14 protein-coding genes are annotated in these 20,409 nt (G+C 58.9%); 5 read left to right on the top strand and 9 right to left on the bottom strand.

Going from position 1 to position 20,409, the window contains the following annotated elements; genetic code table 11:
* Nucleotides 1-6: 6 nt before the first annotated feature.
* Nucleotides 7-2,085 (bottom strand): putative bifunctional diguanylate cyclase/phosphodiesterase, encoded by a 2,079-nt coding sequence (locus tag AB4N42_RS21085; RefSeq protein WP_460115268.1) that lies wholly within the window; start codon nt 2,083-2,085, stop codon nt 7-9.
* 264 nt (nt 2,086-2,349) lie between these two features.
* On the opposite strand from AB4N42_RS21085, the gene pncA reads away from it, so the two are divergent.
* Together pncA and AB4N42_RS21095 are read left to right on the top strand one after the other, a co-directional pair.
* The gene (gene pncA / locus AB4N42_RS21090; RefSeq protein ID WP_460115269.1) at nt 2,350-2,994 is read left to right on the top strand and encodes a bifunctional nicotinamidase/pyrazinamidase; all 645 of its coding nucleotides are present in this window, start codon (nt 2,350-2,352) and stop codon (nt 2,992-2,994) included.
* 38 nt (nt 2,995-3,032) lie between these two features.
* A complete protein-coding gene (locus AB4N42_RS21095; protein WP_460115270.1) occupies nt 3,033-3,674 on the top strand; it encodes a DUF1345 domain-containing protein in 642 nt (213 codons plus the stop codon).
* A 231-nt stretch (nt 3,675-3,905) separates the two neighbouring features.
* Here the strand turns inward: AB4N42_RS21095 and AB4N42_RS21100 are convergent, their stop codons facing one another.
* From AB4N42_RS21100 to AB4N42_RS21125, 6 genes are all read right to left on the bottom strand, one after another.
* Nucleotides 3,906-5,207 carry an ATP-binding protein gene (locus AB4N42_RS21100; protein ID WP_460115271.1) on the bottom strand — a complete coding sequence of 434 codons (1,302 nt, stop codon included), beginning with the start codon at nt 5,205-5,207 and terminating at the stop codon, nt 3,906-3,908.
* A 3-nt stretch (nt 5,208-5,210) separates the two neighbouring features.
* On the bottom strand, nt 5,211-5,912 hold the full coding sequence (locus AB4N42_RS21105; RefSeq protein WP_030141219.1) for a response regulator: 702 nt from the start codon (nt 5,910-5,912) through the stop codon (nt 5,211-5,213).
* Between the two features lie 229 nt (nt 5,913-6,141).
* Complete coding sequence (locus AB4N42_RS21110; protein ID WP_198797993.1) at nt 6,142-6,405, bottom strand: hypothetical protein; 264 nt, start codon at nt 6,403-6,405, stop codon at nt 6,142-6,144.
* Between the two features lie 646 nt (nt 6,406-7,051).
* A complete protein-coding gene (locus AB4N42_RS21115; protein ID WP_460115272.1) occupies nt 7,052-7,885 on the bottom strand; it encodes an Ig-like domain-containing protein in 834 nt (277 codons plus the stop codon).
* Complete coding sequence (locus AB4N42_RS21120) at nt 7,830-10,439, bottom strand: hypothetical protein (protein ID WP_460115273.1); 2,610 nt, start codon at nt 10,437-10,439, stop codon at nt 7,830-7,832. The genes AB4N42_RS21115 and AB4N42_RS21120 overlap by 56 nt, the downstream gene beginning before the upstream one ends.
* Nucleotides 10,440-10,971: 532 nt before the next feature.
* On the bottom strand, nt 10,972-13,845 hold the full coding sequence (locus AB4N42_RS21125) for a carbohydrate binding domain-containing protein (protein ID WP_460115274.1): 2,874 nt from the start codon (nt 13,843-13,845) through the stop codon (nt 10,972-10,974).
* Nucleotides 13,846-13,984: 139 nt separating this feature from the next.
* Between AB4N42_RS21125 and AB4N42_RS21130 the strand changes: the two genes are divergently transcribed.
* From AB4N42_RS21130 to AB4N42_RS21140, 3 genes are read left to right on the top strand one after another with little or no spacing between them, the layout of a single operon-like run.
* Nucleotides 13,985-15,913 carry a hypothetical protein gene (locus AB4N42_RS21130; protein ID WP_460115275.1) on the top strand — a complete coding sequence of 643 codons (1,929 nt, stop codon included), beginning with the start codon at nt 13,985-13,987 and terminating at the stop codon, nt 15,911-15,913.
* A gap of 28 nt (nt 15,914-15,941) precedes the next feature.
* Entirely contained in the window at nt 15,942-17,558 is a 1,617-nt protein-coding gene (locus tag AB4N42_RS21135) for a hypothetical protein (RefSeq protein ID WP_460115276.1), read from the top strand.
* Nucleotides 17,452-17,970: an Ig-like domain-containing protein gene (locus AB4N42_RS21140; RefSeq protein WP_460115277.1), complete on the top strand. Its 519-nt coding sequence runs from the start codon at nt 17,452-17,454 to the stop codon at nt 17,968-17,970. Before AB4N42_RS21135 ends, AB4N42_RS21140 begins: the two co-directional genes overlap by 107 nt.
* A 74-nt stretch (nt 17,971-18,044) precedes the next feature.
* Here the strand turns inward: AB4N42_RS21140 and AB4N42_RS21145 are convergent, their stop codons facing one another.
* Both AB4N42_RS21145 and AB4N42_RS21150 read right to left on the bottom strand, forming a co-directional pair.
* The gene (locus AB4N42_RS21145; protein ID WP_460116411.1) at nt 18,045-19,562 is read right to left on the bottom strand and encodes an autotransporter outer membrane beta-barrel domain-containing protein; all 1,518 of its coding nucleotides are present in this window, start codon (nt 19,560-19,562) and stop codon (nt 18,045-18,047) included.
* Nucleotides 19,546-20,397, bottom strand: coding sequence for a hypothetical protein (locus AB4N42_RS21150; RefSeq protein WP_460115278.1), 852 nt, complete (start codon nt 20,395-20,397; stop codon nt 19,546-19,548). The genes AB4N42_RS21145 and AB4N42_RS21150 overlap by 17 nt, the downstream gene beginning before the upstream one ends.
* Between the last annotated feature and the right edge of the window lie 12 nt (nt 20,398-20,409).

Below are 20,409 nucleotides of genomic sequence, written 5' to 3' on the forward strand. Positions count from 1 at the left end.
GTCGCCTCAGGCGATTGCCACGCGCGGGAATTGGCGGATGTTCTTGAGGAAGTGCTCGGCCGGCTGCGGATGCCCCAGCAGATAACCTTGCAGTGAGTCGCAGCCCAACTGGGTCAGGAAGTCCTGCTGCACATCGGTCTCCACCCCTTCGGCGACGATCCGCAGGCCCAGGGCCTGGCCAAGGGCGACGATGGCCGAGACGATAGCCGCGTCGTCGCTGTCGTGCTCCAGGTCGCGGACGAAACCGCGATCAATCTTCAGCTCATTGGCCGGCAGGCGCTTGAGGTACATCAGGCTCGAATAGCCGGTGCCAAAGTCGTCGATGGACAAGTCCACGCCCATGTCCGACAACTGCTGCAACACCGTCATGCTCGCGTCCGCGTCGCTCATGGCAGTGGTCTCGGTGATTTCCAGGGTCAGGCTGTTTGGCGGCAGATGGTGCGTCTCCAGCGCCTTGGCGACGCTCTGCACCAGGCCTGCATGGCAGAACTGCAACGCCGAGAGATTCACTGCGATGCGCCAGTCGGTGTAGCCCAGCACGTACCATTCGCGCATCTGCCGGCAGGCTTCGTTGAGCACCCATTCGCCGATGGGGATGATCAGCCCGGTTTTTTCCGCCAGATCGATAAAGGTATCGGGCATCAACAGGCCCTGGGTCGGATGAGTCCAGCGCAACAGCGCCTCGGCGCCCACCGGACGGCCGTTGGCGGCGTCGAACTTGGGTTGGTAATGCAGGCTGAATTGCCGCTGCTCAACGGCGATGCGCAAGTCTTGCAGCAGTTGCAATTGCTTGCGGGCGTTGCTGTTCATCGAGGCGTCGAAAAAGCTGTAGCCGTTCTTGCCGGCGCCCTTGGCGTGGTACATCGCCGCGTCGGCATTCATCAGCAATTCATCGGCGCTCTGGCCGTTACCGGGGTACAGCGAAATGCCGACGCTGGCGGAAATCTGCAAGTCATGGTCGGCGACACGGAACGCCTGGCCGATCAGCCCGACCTGCCGCGCAGCCAGACGCAGGGCATCGTCAGGATCAGCCAACTGCACCAGCAGGACGAATTCATCGCCGCCAATACGCGCGAGGGTGTCTTGGTTGCGCAAATCTTCACGCAAGCGCAGGGCCACGTCCCGCAGCAACAGATCGCCCATGTGATGGCCAAAGGCGTCGTTGACCGGCTTGAAGCCGTCCAGGTCGATGAACATCAAGGCGAAACAACCGCCCTGCTCCTGCACTCGGTGCATGGCCTGGCCGATGCGATCCGCCAGCAATACGCGGTTGGGCAATCCGGTCAGGGGGTCGTGCAAGGCCAATTGGGTCAGTTCCCGATTGGCCTGGGTCAGCGACCTGGCCAGCTCCGCCGTGCGAGCTTCCAGGCGGGCGTCGAGGATGGAAGTCAGCAAGGCAATCGCCAGCACCGCCAGGGTGGTGATCAGCACCAGATTGTCGAGCCCCTTGCCGCTCAAGCCATCGAGGGAACCGCAGAAACTGCCCTCGCTGAACTGCGCCGCAGCCATGCCGGTGTAGTGCATGCCGACGATGGCAGCACCCATCACCACCGCGGCGCCAGCGCGAGCCAGCCGAACATGAGGGGTGTTCCGACGCAGGCGAAAAGCGATCCACAGCGCCGCCGCACAGGCCACGACAGCAATCAGCAACGAAGCCCCGAACAACGTCGGGTCATAGTCGATACCCGGCTGCATCCGCAACGCAGCCATGCCGGTGTAATGCATGGCACTGATGCCGGTGCCCATCACCAACGCGCCGAACGCCAGTTGCCAGGCTCGCAGTTGCGGCTGGCTGACCAACCACAAGGCAAAGCCGCTGGACAGAATGGCGATCAATAGCGACAGCGCGGTGATCGCCACATCGTAGCCAAGCTCCACCGGCAAGGTGAAAGCGAGCATGCCGATGAAATGCATCGACCAGATGCCCACGCCCATCGCCAGCGCACCACCGGCCATCCAGTAATGCTTGGCCCGGCCCTGGGCCGTGGCGATACGCCCGGTCAGGTCCAGGGCGGTAAACGAAGCGAGGATTGCAACAAATAAAGAAATCGAAACAAGGGCGGGGGAATAACTGCCGATGAGCATGGATTTTTCTCGTGACCTGAAGGCCGTACTGCGTCCATGCCCGGTTGAAAGTGGACGATTGTACACAATCGGTACGAGAGTGCACTGACCACACATCAAAAAGCCATCATCCTGAGAATATTTTCGACGAAAGACACTCCTCTCTGCCTGCGGGCCTTTTTGTAGGAGCGAGCCTGCTCGCGAAGGCGATAGCCGCCGTAAAGAAGAACCTGAGCCCGTGCAGGTTCGGCTAATCTCCACAGACATTTACCAGGAGCAGCCGGCATGACCCCTATGGATACCAAAGCCACAACCACCGCTTTAGTCGTGATCGACATCCAGAACGACTTCATCCCCGGCGGCCAACTGGCGGTGCCGGGCGGCGACGAAATCGTGCCGCTGGTCAACCGACTCGGCCGCTCGTTCCTGAACGTTGTCTGCGCCCAGGACTGGCACCCCGCCGGGCATGCCTCGTTCGCCTCCAGCCACGAAGGCAAACAACCCTTCGACCTTATCCAGTTGCCCTACGGCGAACAAAAGCTCTGGCCCGAACACTGCGTCCAGGATACCCAGGGCGCCGCCCTGCACCCCGACCTGGACTTGCCTCATGCCCAACTGATCATCCGCAAAGGCTGCAACCCGGCCATCGACAGCTACTCGGCCTTCATGGAAGCCGACCGCCAGACCCCGACCGGCCTGACCGGCTACTTCAAGGAGCGCGGCATCGACACGGTGTACATGGTCGGGCTGGCCCTGGATTTCTGCGTGATGTATTCGGCCCTTGATGCACGAATGGCCGGTTTCAACGCAATCGTCGTGCTCGACGCTTGCCGGGGCATCGATATCGACGGTTCAATGGACGCGGCCATCCGACGCATGCAGGAGGCCGGCGTACGGCTGATTCAATCCAGTGACATAACCAACGGATGATTCATACTCCGAGCATTTCCACGCCACAGTGAGCCCCCATGCCGCGCCTCACCCGCACTCATCCGCGTCTCTCCTTGGCCACGGTCACCGGCCTGGCAGCGGGCCTGTTGATTCCGGCGGATTCGGTCATCGGCAAGATCCTGATCGGCTGGAACGCCGGGGTCTGGACCTACCTGGTGCTGATGTTCTGGCTGACGGTGCGGGCCAAGGCGCCGGACGTGAAGCGCATCGCCGAAATGGAGGACGAAAACGCCGGATTGGTGTTGCTGATGGTCTGCATCGCGGCGCTGGCCAGCCTGGCGACCATCACCTTTGAACTCGCCGGCAGCCGCGACCTGGCAACCGCTGGCAAACTTCTGCACTACGGCGTCACCGCGTTGACCGTTATCGGCTCATGGCTGCTGATCGGGGTGATCTTCAGCGTGCACTACGCAAGGTTGTATTACACCTGGGACGGCAAGGAACCGGCCCTGCGTTTTGCCGAGGGGCTGACCACACCCAACTATTGGGACTTTCTGTATTTCTCGTTCACCATCGGCGTGGCGGTGCAGACGTCGGACGTGGGGGTTGCCACGCGCCAGTTGCGCAAGATTGTCTTGGCGCAATCGTTGATCGGGTTCGTGTTCAACACGGCGATTCTGGGGTTCTCGATCAACATCGCGGCGGGGTTGTTTGGATGACTGTTTGGGGCCACTTCGTGGCCCAGCGGGAGCAAGCTCCCTCGCCACGGGAATGTCGATACCTTAAGTGGACAGCATTTCCCTTGTGGCGAGGGGATTTTATCCCCGTTGGGCTGCGTAGCGGCCCCAAACCAGACAACTCGGTGTGCCAGGAAGATTGAATTCATTGATTCAGGGCTGCTGCGCAGCCCAGCGGGGATAAATCCCCTCACCACAGAGACTGCACTGGCCTCAAGACGGTGTGGGCAGCCACAGCCGGAAACGTGCCCCGCCTAGCGGCGAATTCTCGACCGTCAGCGTGCCGCCCTGGGCTTGCAGGGCGCGGCGGCTGATCGCCAGGCCGAGGCCGAAGCCGCCGGTGGCGCGGTCGCGGCTGCGGTCCAGGCGGTAGAATGGTTCGAAGACACGCTCGCGCTCGCTGTCGGGGATGCCGATGCCGTCATCGTCGACCCAGATTTCACAGCCTTGCTCGCTGACCAGCACCCCGACCTGGATGCGTTTCTCGCAATAACGCATGGCATTGCGCAGCAGGTTCTGCAAAGCGCGGGCGGTCAGGCGCGGGTCCAGCACAAAACGCTCCAGCGCCCCGTGCAGCAGCACGTCGATCACCACCTCCGGCGCGGCCAGGTCTTCATCGAGGCTGCCGAGGATGCTGTCGATGAACTCGTCCAACGGCACTTCGACCCGCTCCGGCAAACGCTCGGGATTTTGCAGGCGGCTATAGGACAACAACTCCAGCACCAACTCGTCCAGTTCACGAATGTGCGCCACCAACCCTTGCAGACGCTCGCGGCTGGCCGTTGGCATGTCCTCCGACAACGCCAGGGCCAGGCCGAAATCGAGCCGAGTCAGCGGTGTGCGCAGTTCATGTGACACGGCATTGAGCAAGTCCCGCTGCTGGTTGAGCAGGTTCTCGATGTCGCCGGCCATCGTATCGAATACATGGGCCAGGCTGCCGATGTTGGAACTCGGCGCGATCTGCGTACGCTCGCTTAAATGTCCCTTGCCGAAACGCTCGGCGGTGCGCTTGAGGCGTTCCAAGTCACGCCAGTGCGGCCGCAGCCAGAGCAGCAGGCAGGCAAGCATCGTCGCGCCGATCAACACGTTGATGCTCCAATACAGCCAACTGACGTCCGCCGGATCCGGCGGCACGACCATCTTCACCGCCGTGCGTTCGTCCAAAGGCGCCGCCGCCAGGGTGCGCCAGCCCCAATCGCCGATGCGCACCACGTTTTCTCCACGCTTTAGGCGCGCCTGCTCGATCGCAGTGAAACCGGTGTCCTCGGTGGCTGCCAGCTCGATGCGCAACGGCTCGAATTCCTTGTCCATCTGCGCAGCCAGCGCCGGCCATTGCGCGCTGGGCACGGCGCGGAACTGCTTGACGATCAGGGTTTGCAGGCCTCGGGAATAGTCGAGGTTGTAGGCCTGGAAGCGCTCCTGGAACAGGCGGATCACCAATTCCGGCATCAGGTAGATCGCCGCGCTGTAGGAAACGATGGTGACCAGGTAGAGTCGAATCAGCAGCTTCCACATCGATCAGCATTCCCACTCGGAACGGCTGAACAGATAGCCCTTGCCCCATACGGTCTTGATCTTGCGCGCTTCGCCGGCGTTGTCGTCGAACTTGCGCCGCAACTTGGAAATCGCCACGTCCACCGAACGGTCGGTGCCGTTGAATTCGATGCCGCGCAGGCGTTGCAGGATCTGGTCGCGACTCAGCACTTCGCCGGAATGCCGTGCCAGCACCACCAGCAAGTTGTATTCGCCACTGGACAATTCCACCGGCTGGCCGCGCCAGGTCACCGTGCGTTCGGACAGGTCGATGCACAGGTTGCCCATGACGATGCGATCGTTGACCGTCTGCGGCTCGGTCAGGCTGCTGCGCCGCAACAACGTGCGCACCCGAGCGAGAAGCACCCGTGGCTCGCAGGGCTTGGTGACGTAGTCATCGGCGCCCATCTCCAGGCCCAGCACCTGATCGTGGCTGTCGTCCCGGGCGGTGAGCATCAGGATCGGCAGGGTCGCCGAATCGGCGCGTAGCAAGCGGCAGACCTGCAGGCCGTCCAGCCCCGGCAGCATCAGGTCGAGGATCACCAGGTCCGGCGGATTCGCCCGCGCACGTTCACGGACGTGGTCGCCACGGTTGAGCACGCTGACGTGATAGCCGTTGCGCTCCAGGTAGCTGGCGATCAGTTCACAGAGGGCGGCGTCGTCTTCGACGAGGAGGATGTTGGGCATGGGTGGGTCCAGACAAATGCTGTGGTGCTGGGCTAGGCCTCATCGCGAACAAGCCTCTTCCCACAAGTCTTCTGTATGGCACAGACCCACTGTGGGAGCGAGCTTGCTCGCGATGGCGATATCCAGGCGCAGAAATCTCAAGCCGCCAAGGATATACGCCCTCGCCCGTCGCCGACCAAACCCCTTACACAATTTCACACACAGCCTACAAAACCCTAACGGTGGACAGTCAAACTTTGTCGGCAGGTAAGATCGCAATAGAGGTTCGTCCACCGCGCCCACCCTCATCGGGGCAAGCCCACAGCTCAGCATTATCCAGATCAAAAGCGCCACCGATAGAAGTGAAGCTCAGGGTAATCTCACTGGCACCAGAGCCCTCCGGCGCGACAAAACCAACACTGAAATGTCCCGCGGAATCGAATGAATAGGCGAGATTGTATTCAGCAATCGCTACCTGCCCTGATCCGTAATAATTGGCGATGTCAAAACTCACGCGGACAGGCGCAGCAGTTTTCACCACCACCGATTGGAAAAGTCTCCCGCCGTTTTCAAACTGCGCCCGATTGTTCGCGCCCTTGACATGGTCGTTGTGTTCCCAATGACCAACGGTTCAGGAAGGGTCCGGGGGGTGTTGTCGGCAGTGTCCATGGCAGGGTCCCAGTTGGATGAGGTCTGGGGTTATTCAATGCCAGAAAACTGGGTGTGCCTACTGTCAGAGTTGACAGTAGGCACACCCTCGGGACCGTCCTTCCACCTGCCTGTCAGGGGCGCGCCGCTACTCTGTTATCCTCCTTCCAAACCGTTCGCCAAGCGGATAATAAATGCTTCCTCTTTTTGCCTTTCTTGCGCCCTTTTCTTGAGTAAGACTGTGCGGCCCGAAAAATGATGTTTTATCGAATTAACATTATTTTTCGGGACTGCGAACCGATGTTTAGCCGTTCCAGGGCGCTGGGGACATTCTTAAATAACCAGATGTTTTCCGGCTATCGAGCCGTCAGCACTTTTCAAAAAAACGACCCATGTCGAAATTTGCTCAATCTTCTTCATACTTCAGCCCTCTCGACAACTGCAAAGCCCTTTGCAGCCATCACTAACTTAATAGTTGTTGCATCATTAAATACTGACGCAAGGCAAATGCATCACGATCGAAGGCCCAGTGCCTGAGTTATGTTGCTACTGTACGGGTAAATAGTGGCATTCGTCCTCTTAAGATGAATCTCTAGAAAACGATAATAAGTTGCCCGTGTTGCCGATGAGCCCAACCATTGGGATGTCCAGCTTGATGGGACTATAAAGTTGTTGGCAATATCATGGTAGGGGTACTCATATTCCGCGTCGTACTCGAATTTCTGACTGACTAACCAGTTGTAGGCCTGAAGCGCATTAAAAGGGCCGCCGTGGACAATGATTTCATACTTGCGGCTTACCAACGCCTGATATGATGCCGTCAGCCCAGCTGCATCCCTAACCGTTATTGTTGTGGTCCCGTTTCTTAGCCCTCGAACCTTCCCGGTGGAACTGACTGATGCAATAGTAGAATTACTGGTGGAGTAGGTGTAAGGAAGTATTCCATCGCTAGGCAAACGTGTAACCTCGTCGAAAATTTCGGCCTGCCTCCGTGGCCAGGGTGCTTTGTAATAATGCAAAAGGTCTAGCGTCATATTCGAGTTATCAATGCGTAACCGCGACACGGTAAAGCTGCGCGCGGTCGAGGACGGATTGCCCACATACAGAGCCTCAGCTTTGAAGGTGTGCAGCCCGAGTGCTACGGGAATAGCCGTGCTGGTCCAGATCCCACCGATCGCCGTAAACCGTCCCTTGGACGTAGCTCCGTCAAACAATTCAATCTCCAACCCGGCCGAGGCAGTACCGCTCAATGTCACGCTGGTATCTCTCGTGGTGCCATTGGGAGGAATCTCAGTATTGCTTGGCTGGCCCTTTACCCAGGCAATAGTCGGCGCCGTCGCCGGCATGGCCTTGACGGTATAGGTCCGAAGCGGGAAGTCCACGGCATTGGCTTGGGCCGAGCTGCGGTCGAAGGTCACCTGCAGGATGACCTTCAGCTCGGAGCCATCGCGCAGCTTGAGCAGCTCGCTGCGCGGCAGGTCCGTGACCAGCCCGGCGCTCACTTCGGAGGAATTCACTGCCGAGGCGGTATAGAGCGTGATGACGTAAGAGGCGCCGTTCTGGTCGATGCCCTCGGCGCGCAGCCACACACGCTGGCCGGCCGCGATCAGCGGCCAGGGCGCGCAGGTCACGCGCGCGTTGCCGCATGAAGCTGGTCAGGTCCAGTTCGCGGCCGAGGCCGCCCTGTGCCGCCTGGGGGATCAGCGGCATTGCCAAACTCGTCGCGGGCATCGCCTGCACATTCAGCGTCAGCGGGGCTGACGCCGGCCCTTCGCTGCCGTCACGGGTCACGGTGTAGGTAACCGTGACCGATCTGTCCAGGTTGAAGGCGAGCACCGACACTGGGAGCGGAATTTCCCGGCTGCCGGGCAATGCCTGTACCGGGGTGGTATGGGAACCGGCCCCGGCAGTGCCGGCCCAAGTCACGCTGACCTTATCGCCGGGTTGAATACCATAATCGGGAATCACCACAGTCAACGCATCCTTGGCCGCCACCGGATTCAACTGCTGATTGGGCGTAGCGCCGCTGGCCTGCTTGACGCTGGGCGCAGTCAGATTCACGGCCGCGCCAATTTTTATCGTTAATATCTCAGAGGCAGAAGTCCCGCCCCCCGCCCGTTTGACCCAATACATCGCCCGTACCGTGCCATCGCGGTTGCCCTCGATCAACGCGGCCCTGATGGTGAACGGGATGTTTTGGTTCTCGGTAGATCCGGTGACCGGAATCGAGTCCCGGTACCGTCCGGTGTTCGCCCCCCACCACAACATATGCACCCGGTCGCCGGCCGCTTGCCCGCTGTATTTGAGAACGATCAAGCGCGTACCGTCCGGCTTGTCCGCAGGATCCAGTACGCCGCCGCTTTCGCCCTCGACCACCGGCAGCGGCAATTCAGCCTGGGGCTCACCGATGCTCAGCAGGTCGGCGTGCAGCGATTCTTCCTCGATGACTTCCCGGCTCACCGCATCGCGCAGCAGCTTGTAATACAGATCGAGCGTGCCTCCCTCAATGGCGGTGAGGTGCTCACCGGCCACGACGATTTCAATCGGCACACTGCCCTCCGCTTCGTTCTTGCTGAGCGGATGCAGTGTCAGGTCAGGTGTATAAGTGCTGCCGGTCCCGGTGATGCCGTTCCAGATCAGCGCAATGGCATTGCCCTCTTGCATGGCCGGGTCCAGCGGGATCTCAATGGTCGTGCTGGGCAGTTGTGGATCGAGTGTGCCGGCGATCTCGTCCAGGGGAATCGGCGCTGCCAGGGGATTGGCCCTGCCCACGATCCGCGGGGAGAATATCTTGGAGAACAGGTCATCACTACCATCCGCCTTGATCAGCCGGTAGAAAAATGCCGCATGAGGGCCGCCGGCCAGCTGTCGTACCTCGGCGCTGGGGCGTTTGAACATGAGGACATTCGGGACGCTGAGAATTTTTTCCCGTGCAAAGATGACTTCTTCGATCTTTTCCCCCTCTGCCGTTGTGCCCGTCAAACTCATCTCGACCTCATCGTCCACCTTGAAGTGACTACCTACCGCGATCACCTGAAAGGTCAGGTCCGCCTCGCCAAGCTGGTCCACGTCTAGCTCCAGGTTGAACACCTCCTCGATCAACGGTGCATCCAGGCGCGAGTTGCCGGTGTCCACGATCACCCGTACCTCGGTGCTAAAGTCTTCGGATTTGTTGTCCACCCGGTCATAGACTTCAAAGACCACCGCCAAGCCGTTGGTGTCGGTGTCCCCGGCCTTGAGAATGGTCTCCTCATCGACAGTGATGACCAAGGGCTGGTTCTGTGGCGGAAAATGTTCCGGCCCTACCGTTTTCCAAATAATTTCACCGCCCCAAGACATCTTGATCCGGTCCCCTTCGGCCATGATCGGGTAAGGCTCGATGGTCACCGGGACACCTAGCCTGGCGGCTTCCTGATCCACCGCGCCGGGGGGCAGGAACTCGGGCGGGATTGTCAGTCTCAGTTCCGAGTGACCGGGCGTATCACCGTCCTGATCCTGGCCACCGGGTGGGGCAAACTCGACCTTGACGTGGATCTTCGTCACCTCCGAAGGCTCGTAGTTGGAGGCCCCCACTATTTTCACGTCGTAGCTCAGGTCAAAGTCGCCGTCGACCAATCCGCCTACCGCGATGTGCCGTACAACCGGCTCGTCCACCTCAGCGTCTTCATTGATGGAGCCCGTCACCACTGGAATAGTGCCCAGTTTGATCCTGAAGGCATCACCCCGGCCCATGTTAGGCCAAGGCGGTAGAACCAGCCGTAACCCGTCGTGGGGAAAGACCAGCCTGGCGGCGGCAATGTTGATGCCGACGCTGCCTACGGGAGCCGGCGGATACGCGGGTCCGCCGTCAGGGATGGTCAGCTCTTGAAGCTGCAGGGGGGTGTTGTCGGCAGTGTCCATGGCAGGGTCCCAGTTGGATGAGGTCTGGGTTATTCAATGCCGGAAATCGGGGGGTGCCTACTGTCAAGGTTGACAGGTGCTAACTGCTCAAAGTGACCTTGACGATCCCGGCGCCTCGTAAGATGGCCATTTGCGAGAGGCGGCCGGCATTATCGAAGCGGGCGCCTGAAACTGCTGGACTGACTCGGTAAGCGCCCCCCTCCAGGGTCGTCTCATCTCAAATGTACCGTTGACGATCAGATTTTCATCAACGCGCTTATCCGCGGCCATGGCGTTGCTCCTCTTATGCATAGCGTTCCATTAGCAGCGGGGCGGTCATTACGGTTACTGTCGGGAATGATATGTTGAACAGGCTATCTGACAAAGGGGCGTATCTACCTAGCCGGTTCAAGGTTCGGTGAGATCACAAGATGCGGCAATTGCCCAAGGGTGAAGGAGCTGACGCCTTCGCCCCATTGATCCGTTGCAATCACGGCTCACACCAGCTCCACAAAACGCCGCATTGAAAATAGATGCGTCCCCTATTTACCTGCTAATTCGATTCCACAGCATCGTTCTTTTGTATTTGCTTTATCAGGATGTTATCCAACTTAAAGCCACTATGAGTATGAGGAGGATCTCCGAACGGCCAAAAAACAATTCCCAGTCGCATTTCTCTGGACGTTGCCAAAAAAGAGCCAGCTATGTTTTTCCAGACATTAGTAAGTTCACCAGCCGCCGAAAGACCTTGCGGGCTCATTAAGTTTATCTCCGGTTTATTTGCAAAAGTCTGTAGTGCCACACTATCGAGCGAAAATTCATACGTCGCGCCCACTTCAAGACCAGAAATAAGTTTCAGCAAGACGTAGCGCGCAACGGAGGAACGAGGAGTGACAAAATCCAAGTAAAAATTATTATTTTCCGATCTAACATTAAACTCCCCCTCTGCCGTAGGGTCTATTTGCCAGTTGTTCCAATCACGTCCGTCAAAGGTGGTCAAGTCCCACACAGTTAGCGTGCGAGCCTCCGAGACGGGATTGCTGCCATAAAGGCCCTTGGCCGTGAAACTGTGGGCCGCCAAGCTGAGCCCCGCGACCTCTTTGCTCCAGTCCCCATTGGCGCTGACCGGTGCGGTGCCCTTCGAGGTGGCGCCGTCGAAGATCTCGACTCGCTGGCTGTTCACAGCCTTGCCGCTGAGGGTGACGGTCGTCGCGGTGGTCGTGCTGTTATGGGGGATCTCGGTGTTCTGCGGATCCTTCACCGAGGCAATCGTCGGCGTCATGGCCGCTATCGCCGTGAATAACCGGACGTTGGAATTGGGTGTCCCACCGGTGTTGTAAAGCGCCTTGGCATAAAAGCGATGCCCTCCATCAGCAACCGCAATGTCCGCGAGCGACCAGACCCCGGTTACGGGATCGGCTGTTCTGGTGCCTTTCAATACGGCACTGGCCCCACTGCCATCATAAATCTCGACATCACGCCCCTTGCTCGCCGTTCCGTTCACCGAAACGCTGGTCGTGACGGCGCTGGTGCCTTCCGGGATCTCCACGCCATTGGCATCCTTGACGTTATCGAGGGTCGGTATCGCCTGCACGCCGATGCTGATATTCAATATCTCAGAGGCAGAAGTCCCGCCCCCCGCCCGTTTGACCCAATACATCGCCCGTACCGTGCCATCGCGATTGTCCTCGATCAACGCGGCCCTGATGGTGAACGGGATGTTTTGGTTCTCGGTAGATCCGGTGACCGGAATCGAATCCCGGTACCGTCCGGTGTTCGACCCCCACCACAACATATGCACCCGGTCGCCGGCCGTTTGCCCGCTGTATTTGAGAACGATCAAGCGCGTACCGTCCGGCTTGTCCGCAGGATCCAGTACGCCTCCGCTTTCGCCCTCGACCACCGGCAGCGGCAATTCGGCCCGGGGCTCACCGATGCTCAGCAGGTCGGTGTGCAGCGATTCTTCCTCGATAACTTCCCGGCTCACCGCATCGCGCAGCAGCTTGTAATACAGATCGAGCGTGCCCTCCTCGATGGCAGTAAGGTGTTCGCCAGCCACGACGATCTCGATCGGTACGCGGCCCTCCGCCTCGTTCGCGGTGATCGGGTGCAGTGGGAGATCAGGTTTATAGGAAGTGCCGTTCGCCTTGGTGCCGTTCCAGATCAATTCAATCGCATTGCCCTCTTCCATAGCTGGATCCAGCGGAATCTCAATGGTGGTACTGGACAGTTGTGGATCGAGTGTGCCGGCGATCTCGTCCAGGGGAATCGGCGCCGCCAGGGGATTGGCCCTGCCCACGATCCGCGGGGAGAATATCTTGGAGAACAGGTCATCACTACCATCCGCCTTGATCAGGCGGTAGAAAAACGCCGCATGAGGGCCGCCGGCCAGCTGTCGTACCTCGGCGCTGGGGCGTTTGAACATGAGGACATTCGGGACGCTGAGAATTTTTTCCCGCGCAAAGATGACTTCTTCGATCTTTTCCCCCTCTGCCGTTGTGCCCGTCAAACTCATCTCGACTTCATCGTCCACCTTGAAGTGACTACCTACCGCGATCACCTGAAAGGTCAGGTCCGCCTCGCCAAGCTGGTCCACGTCCAGCTCCAGGTTGAACACCTCCTCGATCAACGGTGCATCCAGGCGCGAATTGCCGGTGTCCACGATCACCCGCACCTCGGCGCTAAAGTCTTCAGACTTGTTGTCCACCCGGTCATAGACTTCAAAGACCACCGGCAAGCCACTGTCATCGGAGTCTTTGCCGTTGAGAATGGTCTCCTCATCGACAGTGATGACCAAGGGCTGGTTCTGTGGCGGAAAATGTTCCGGCCCTACCGTTTTCCAAATAATTTCACCGCCCCAGGACATCTTGATCCGGTCCCCTTCGGCCATGATCGGGTAAGGCTCGATGGTCACCGGGACACCTAGCCTGGCGGCTTCCTGATCCACCGCGCCGGGGGGCAGGAACTCGGGCGGGATTGTCAGTCTCAGTTCCGAGTGACCGGGCGTATCACCGTCCTGATCCTGGCCACCGGGTGGGGCAAATTCGATCTTGACGTGGACCTTCGTCACCGCTGAAGGCGTGTAGCCGGGTTCCCCCAGTATTTTCACGTCGTAGCTTAGGTCAAAGTCGCCATCGACCAGCCCACCTACCGGGATATACCGCTCAATCCACTGGCCCACCTCCGTCTCTTCATCAATGGAGCCCGGCAACACGGGGATGTTGTTCAACTTGATCCTGAAGGAGTCTCCCCGCCCCATGTTGTCCCAAGGCGGTAGCAGCAGCCGTAGCCCGTCGTGGGGAAAGACCAGCCTGGCGGCGGCAATGTTGATGCCGACGCTGTCGGCTGGAGCCGGCGGATGCGCCGGGCCGCCGTCGGGGATCTCCAGCTCGTCATACTCGAGAGGGTTGTTGTCGGTAATGGCCATGGCAGGGTCCCAGTTGGATGAGGTCTGGGGTTATTCAATGCCGGAAATCGGGGTGTGCCTACTGTCAGAGTTGACAGTAGGCACACCTTTCCACGGCTACTAAATTAGAGCACACCCACATCACAACTGGACGTTTCCCATGACCCGGTTCATGCCCTGCCTACTTCCTCCCCTGCCCCTTTCCCCAGCACCGCTGCAGCTCAGGGGGCTGTTCATTGCAGGTTGGACCAGTCCCGTCATCGATGCTGATTACGGAATCAACCGCAGCATTGTCTTCGACCTCGCTCGCCCCCCCCAGACCGAAGACCCTCCCAAGGACGCACTCTGCATCATCGACCCTTGGAACGAGCAGAAGGAAGGCGACAAGATCGATGTCTACCTGAACGATGAAATAATCGCTCAGGGGACTGTTGAAAAGGGAGGGCTCAACAAGCGCCTGTTCTTGTCATTGCCACACGAAAAAATCACCCCCACCTGGGGCGAGAACTTTCACTTCAAGTTGACGCCCGTAGGTGAAACCGGGCCCAGCGACGAGTCGACACCCTGGCGTTTGCGAGTCAAGCTGGATCGCCCCGGCGGCAAAGACAGAGAACCTCACAACCCAGGTCATTCAGAACTAAAGGCTCCGCTGCCCCCTCAGGATGTGATCGATAATGGGGTAGACGCCGGTTCCGCCAAGAACGGCTTCGACCTTGAGATCCGGCATTATCCCGGTCGTGCGGCCCACGACACCATCCAGCTGGCCTGGGGTAGCGCTTTTGTATACCGCGAGATCACCCCGCAGGAGGCGAGTACGACCGATTCGATCTTCATCAGGATCGACCAACAAACCATCCTCGCCGCCGGAGACAGTGCCCGACTGCTGGTCCATTACATGGTGTTCGATCTGGTCTGGAACTATGCCGAAAAATACTCCTCGCGCACTTACGTACAAGTAGACGCCGGAGCTGCTCGACTGTCCGAGCCCATCATCAAGGAAGCATCCAGCGGTGTCATCGATTTGCCGACGCTGGGCAAACAGCCCGTGACGATCCAGGTTATCGCGCGCGCACCCGACTTTGCTCTGAACGACACGTTGAATATGACCTGGATCGGAACTCCAGTGGTCGGCCTACCATTGGAGAACCGTCAATCCAAAGTCATCGACAACCTGCCCGCAGTCTATGCATTCGAGATTCCCAACGCTGAAATCCGTGCCCTGGCGGGCGGGTCTGGCGATGCGTTCTATATCCTGGAAAAAGCCAACGGTGATCCTCCTCTGTCATCCAAACATGCCTTCGCAAACGTCGAGGGGCAGGTCTCCGCTCTACCCGCGCCGACACTTATCGAACTGATTGGGGACACACTCGAACCGGACCAGCCCTTCGCCACAGTGATCATCCATGCTTATCCGGGCATGAAGGGGGGCGACCATCTCAAACTGGTCTGGCTGGGTGAAAAGGCCAACAACGCAGGCCCCTACCTGCATGAAGAAGAGCACATCGTCAGCGACAATGAAGAGGACACAGACATCGTGATGTTCGTCCTCGGTGAACACATCGCGGTGCTGACAGGAGGCAGCCTGAGGCTAAGTTACTGGGTCTCCAACGACAATGCCGTCGTGTACGACGTCCGGGAGTCCGACTTCCTCGACGCCAAAATCCAAGTCATCCGTGCTGAAATCCCCGCGCCCATGGTCGTTGAAGCGCCCGAGAATAAATTGGATCCGTACATTCATACCGGCAGCGTGACGTTGCGTATCGGATACCTCGGCACCGCAAAAGACGACATTCTCACCTACTACTGGCATGGCAACCCTGGAGATGGCAGCACCAGCGATTGGGTACCGATATCCCAAGCCAGCGCCGGCAAACAGCTGGATTTTACGATCCTGCGCAAGTACATCGAACCGAACATCAACAACATCGTCCGGATTCGCTATGTTGTCCTGGAGAAACTCACCGGTCGGTATCGCTATTCGGGCTTGCTTGAGCTGGTCATCGGCGACCTGTTGGGCGACCTCCCGGAACCCATGGTGATCGAAGCCTCGCCCGCAGATGAGCTCGATCCAATCAATGCACTCGCTTAGCGCCACGGTAGAGGTGCGATACGAGAGCATGGATGAGCCACACAGGATTCATTTGAATTGGCTGGGCACCCCCGGGGCGGGTACATCCGATGATCTGGAGTTGCCCGGCAGTGCCAACGGCAGTGTTCTGTTCACCGTCCCGGCCTCGGTGGTCGGCGCCAATATCAACCGTAACGTGATGCTCGGTTATGAGGTGACGCATAAAGGCTTCGTATTTCCCTCCGAAACCCTGGCGCTGAAAGTACTGGCCTTTCAGGATCCGGACAACCAGCTGCCCAAACCATGGATGCCCCAGGCAAACAACACCACCTCAGTACTGAACCTGGCAACCTTTACCGGCAACGCCAACGTCACCGTTGGAAGATGGCCATTCATTGCCGCCAAACAACGCATCTGGTTGCGGCTAGAAGGACATTCCGAGACTGGAATGCTTTTTCCTATTCCGTTGTTGGACGGCCATGAGCTGACGGCCAATGAGGCCGCGAATGGCCTGAGCGAAGTTGTGCTGCGAACCGAGCTGGAACGGCTTGGCCACAACACACCGCTGACGGTCGTATGCAAGGTGGGCTTCAGCACCGAAACCGATGAGTTTTACGCGCTTGCCTTCCCTCTGACCCGCTATACGTTCAAGAGTCGTCATGACTGGGTTATGCCGGAGATTACCAGCGTCAAGGACTCGTGGGGCGAAGTAGGAGAAGGAGAGAACACGCTCGACACCCGTGTGAGACTGAACGGCACGGCAACCCCCGACTCCAGTGTGCAACTCTACGAAGGTACCGTTCCCGTGGCGATTCTGCCGGTGAGTATCGGAGGGGCTTGGTCGCACGACATGTCCTCGCTGAGCGTGAAATCGTACCGGCTTACCGTCCACGCGCTGGATGGCAGCGGTTTCATCTCATCACCGCGCACGTTTTCCGTGGAGGCCGCCAATGCCCCGACCATTACCAGCCTCAAGGACGCCTGGCGTGAAATTGCCCACGACGGCTACACCACTCACCGACAGGTCACGATCAAGGGCCAGGCCAATGCCCGGCAGAATGTGAGAATCACGGGTATTTCAGTTCCCCCACCGCAGGTGCCGACCGACGACAGCGGTGGCTGGACCCTCACGTTCAGCACGTTGGCTCTCCAGCGATACAGTGTTGTGGCTGAGGCACTTTATGGCGAGGGCGTTCCGCCGTCCGCGCCGCGGTCATTCACCGTGACGCCAGTTGTCAACCCGACGATCACCAGCGTTCGGGACTCCCGCGGCGAACTCAACAACGGCGGCAGTACGACAGATAACAAGGTGACGTTGAGGGGGAGCGGCAGCGCTTATCAAATCGTCCAGATACTGGGTACCACGACGACAGCTCCCGAAATCCGGGCTGATGGCCTAGGTATCTGGACCCTGGCAGAACTGGCTGTGACTCCCAGAGGCTACAGCCTGACCGCCAAAGCGCTGTACGGTGACAACGTCCCCATTTCGTCGCCGAGAACTTTCACGGTCGTTGCACCAACGCCAGCGTTGAACTTCAACCAGAGCCCCGTCACATTGAGTGGAGCAGCTTACATACTCGCCGGGAGCGCCGCGCTGCCCAACTTCGGCGCTGCAGACATCGGTACGTCATGCTGCCACCGGAGGCGTAGGATCCCATCGGTATAGTTCCAGTAATCCAGCCGTCGCGGCGGTTGACGGGGCCGGGCTCGTAACCGTGCGTCGTAATGGCAGCACAACCATCACCGCGACCGATTCGGCCACGCCACCACAATCCAAAAGTTACACCGTTACGGTTACGGGCGTCTGGCTATGCCATAACCTTGGAGGCGGGCATTACCAGACGATTCGCAGCGTAGCCGCTTCACGCGGTTTGAGCGTCCCGGATCTCGGTACGTTGAATGCAATCAGCGCCGCCTACCGGGGCCGCTGGCCTTGGGGGGGAGCCTACACCTGGTCCGGCAGTGTCAAGAATCCATTCCCTCCGGTGTACATGTATGCGCTGACCATGCCCAATGGTGCTACGTGGGGACTATGGGATCTGAACCCGATCGGCACAGGCCTGGGTATCGGGAGGTGAGGTGAGCCGCTTCAATCGAAAGAACCCTGCACTGCGGCAGGGTTCTTTGGGTTATGTCTAAGGGGCTCCAGCGCTTACCAGTTATAGCGCAGCCCCACATTCGCGCCGAACGGCATTTCGATATGCTTGCCATTGGCATAGTCGAAATCGGCATGCAGTTGCAAGCGCTCGCTGAGCTGCGCCGCTATACCGGCTCCGAGCTCGCCGCGCGATCCGGAAAGGTCGTTATTGAACACATTGTTATTAACTTGCACTTCGTTGTTGTTGGCGAACTCATGCGCCATCGCCACCCGGACATAGGGCTGCAGCACGGTGCCGTCGTCCAGCATAAAATTACGCCCACCCGTCATGCCGACCTTGCCCAGGAAAGAACGAGTACGATCGCCTTCGGCCTGCATGCCGTTGTTTAGCCCATAATCCTGGCCCTGGATCACCACCGTCGAGAATTGAGTATAGGGTTCGATGAAGTAGTTGTTGTCCAGCTTGATATGCCGTCCGAACTCAACCGAGCCGCCCAGACCTGCAGTGTTGTAGGAACCCTTGGCACGGGCACCGTCACTCATGGAGACTTTTGCCTCGTTATGGAAACGGTTGAGCTTGAGTACACCGTCGAAGTAGTAGCCCGTGTCCGCGTCCAGCCAAGTGGTATAAGCCCCAAGGTAGTAGCTTTTCACGGTGCCTGAACTGCCGCGGCTCAAATCCAGGTCGGAGTTGCTGTGGCCCGCCATCGCACCGATAAGCCATTGTCCGTCACCCATGGGCAACGGCGCATCGGCTCCCAGGGAAAAGCCCTGCTGAGTTTGCTTGTAGCCAGTACCGGAGGCCGCGTCCACGCTGTATTTGTTGCCATAGGTACGGCCCCATGCGCCCGACTTTCCTCCGTTGAAACGCAACTCGCCCATGCGACTGCGCAAACTGGTCAGCTCGCCCAACCAAACTGTTGGGGCAGTATTGAATAGGGCCATGACCGTGCGGGTACCAGGGCTGACCGTCGCCGTCTCGGGATCGAGGAACCAATCAGTCCCCCCTGAACCATTCGCGGTGGAAACCAATTTGTAAGAGTAGGTCCCGACATCCACCTGATCGCCGACCAAGCCAAAGGTAGCGTCGCCCGCCGCCGTTTTCACCAGGGTCAGCGCTTCTGCAGACGCCGGATCGACGCCGGAGCCAGCCACCAGCAAAGAGTGATCGCCGCTGGCAACGCCGGTGACATTGAGCACATCGTGTTGATTGGTGGCCCAGTCGACATCCATCTTGAAGGTTCCGTCGCCCGTCAGGGTGCCCACGTTCAACTGATAGAACTTCCCAGCACCGCCGAAGGCCACCGTTCCCGCGTTCATGGACAAGGTGCCAACCGTATTGTCACCAGCCATTTCCCATTCGGAACCGCTATTGATCGTGACGCCGGAAACGCCGACCAGATTCCCTTTGAAGAACGAACCGTTAGCGAGCCCCAGGGTACCGGTGCTTCCGGATTCGACAATAAAGTCACCTTCCATTCGGGCTTGATCGAAACGCAGATTAGCGGTGCTGTTTTCGGATACATCAATGTTGCCTTTCAGCACGACACCGCCGCTATTGCTCACACCCATGTTCGCTGTGGAACCGCCAACCACCTCCAGCAAATTGCCGTTGCCTGCGATGAGATTCGAACCATTGGTCAGTTCGATATTGATCACCGTCGATGCGGCGCCAAGCAGCCGAGACACGAATAGCGGCACCGTTTTTGCCCTCAACGGTCGTACCATCGAGCAATACCTTGCCTTCACGCGGAAGTGGCCGATTGCCTCGCAGATCGAGTCCATTCAGACCGCCGATAATCGTGCTGCCGATAAACTCCGCATCGGCACTGAACAATCTGACGCCGTAGCTATCGACCCCCGTACCTTCGATGTGAGAGTTGTGGACTTTCAGAGTACTTAACGCCGAAGCAAAGGCTCCACCTTCCAGCCCTTTGATAACGCTACCGGCAGTTACCGTCGCCGACGACCCCACGCCGAGGCTTTGCAGCAAATGCAGGCCAATCCCGTAGTCATTGGTCACCGTGCTGTTATTGATCGTTGCTTCACTGGCTTCCAGTTGCACGCCAGCGATGAGTCCTGCGCCCGTGGCAGTCACCGTGGCACCATCCAGCGCCACTCGCGAACCGTTACTTGCCCATATTTGCTGCGTCGTACTACGAGGGCGGACATTAACAGCGGAGCTGTTTGAAATAATATCCATTACGTTGGCGCCGTTCACATTGAGCGTGGAACCTGTTATGACTTCGTAGCGATCACTAGGGGTACTAGGGACAACGTCCCTGACCTGACCATTTTCTACTAAGTCGGCCTGCACCGATGTGCTGACCAGCATCGACCAGATAAGGCAACAAGACACCGGCGCTATACCGGACAAAAGTGATCGTGCGGAATTCGAGGAATGCATAGTGATGAACCT

This window comes from Pseudomonas sp. H2_D02, from assembly GCF_054677635.1.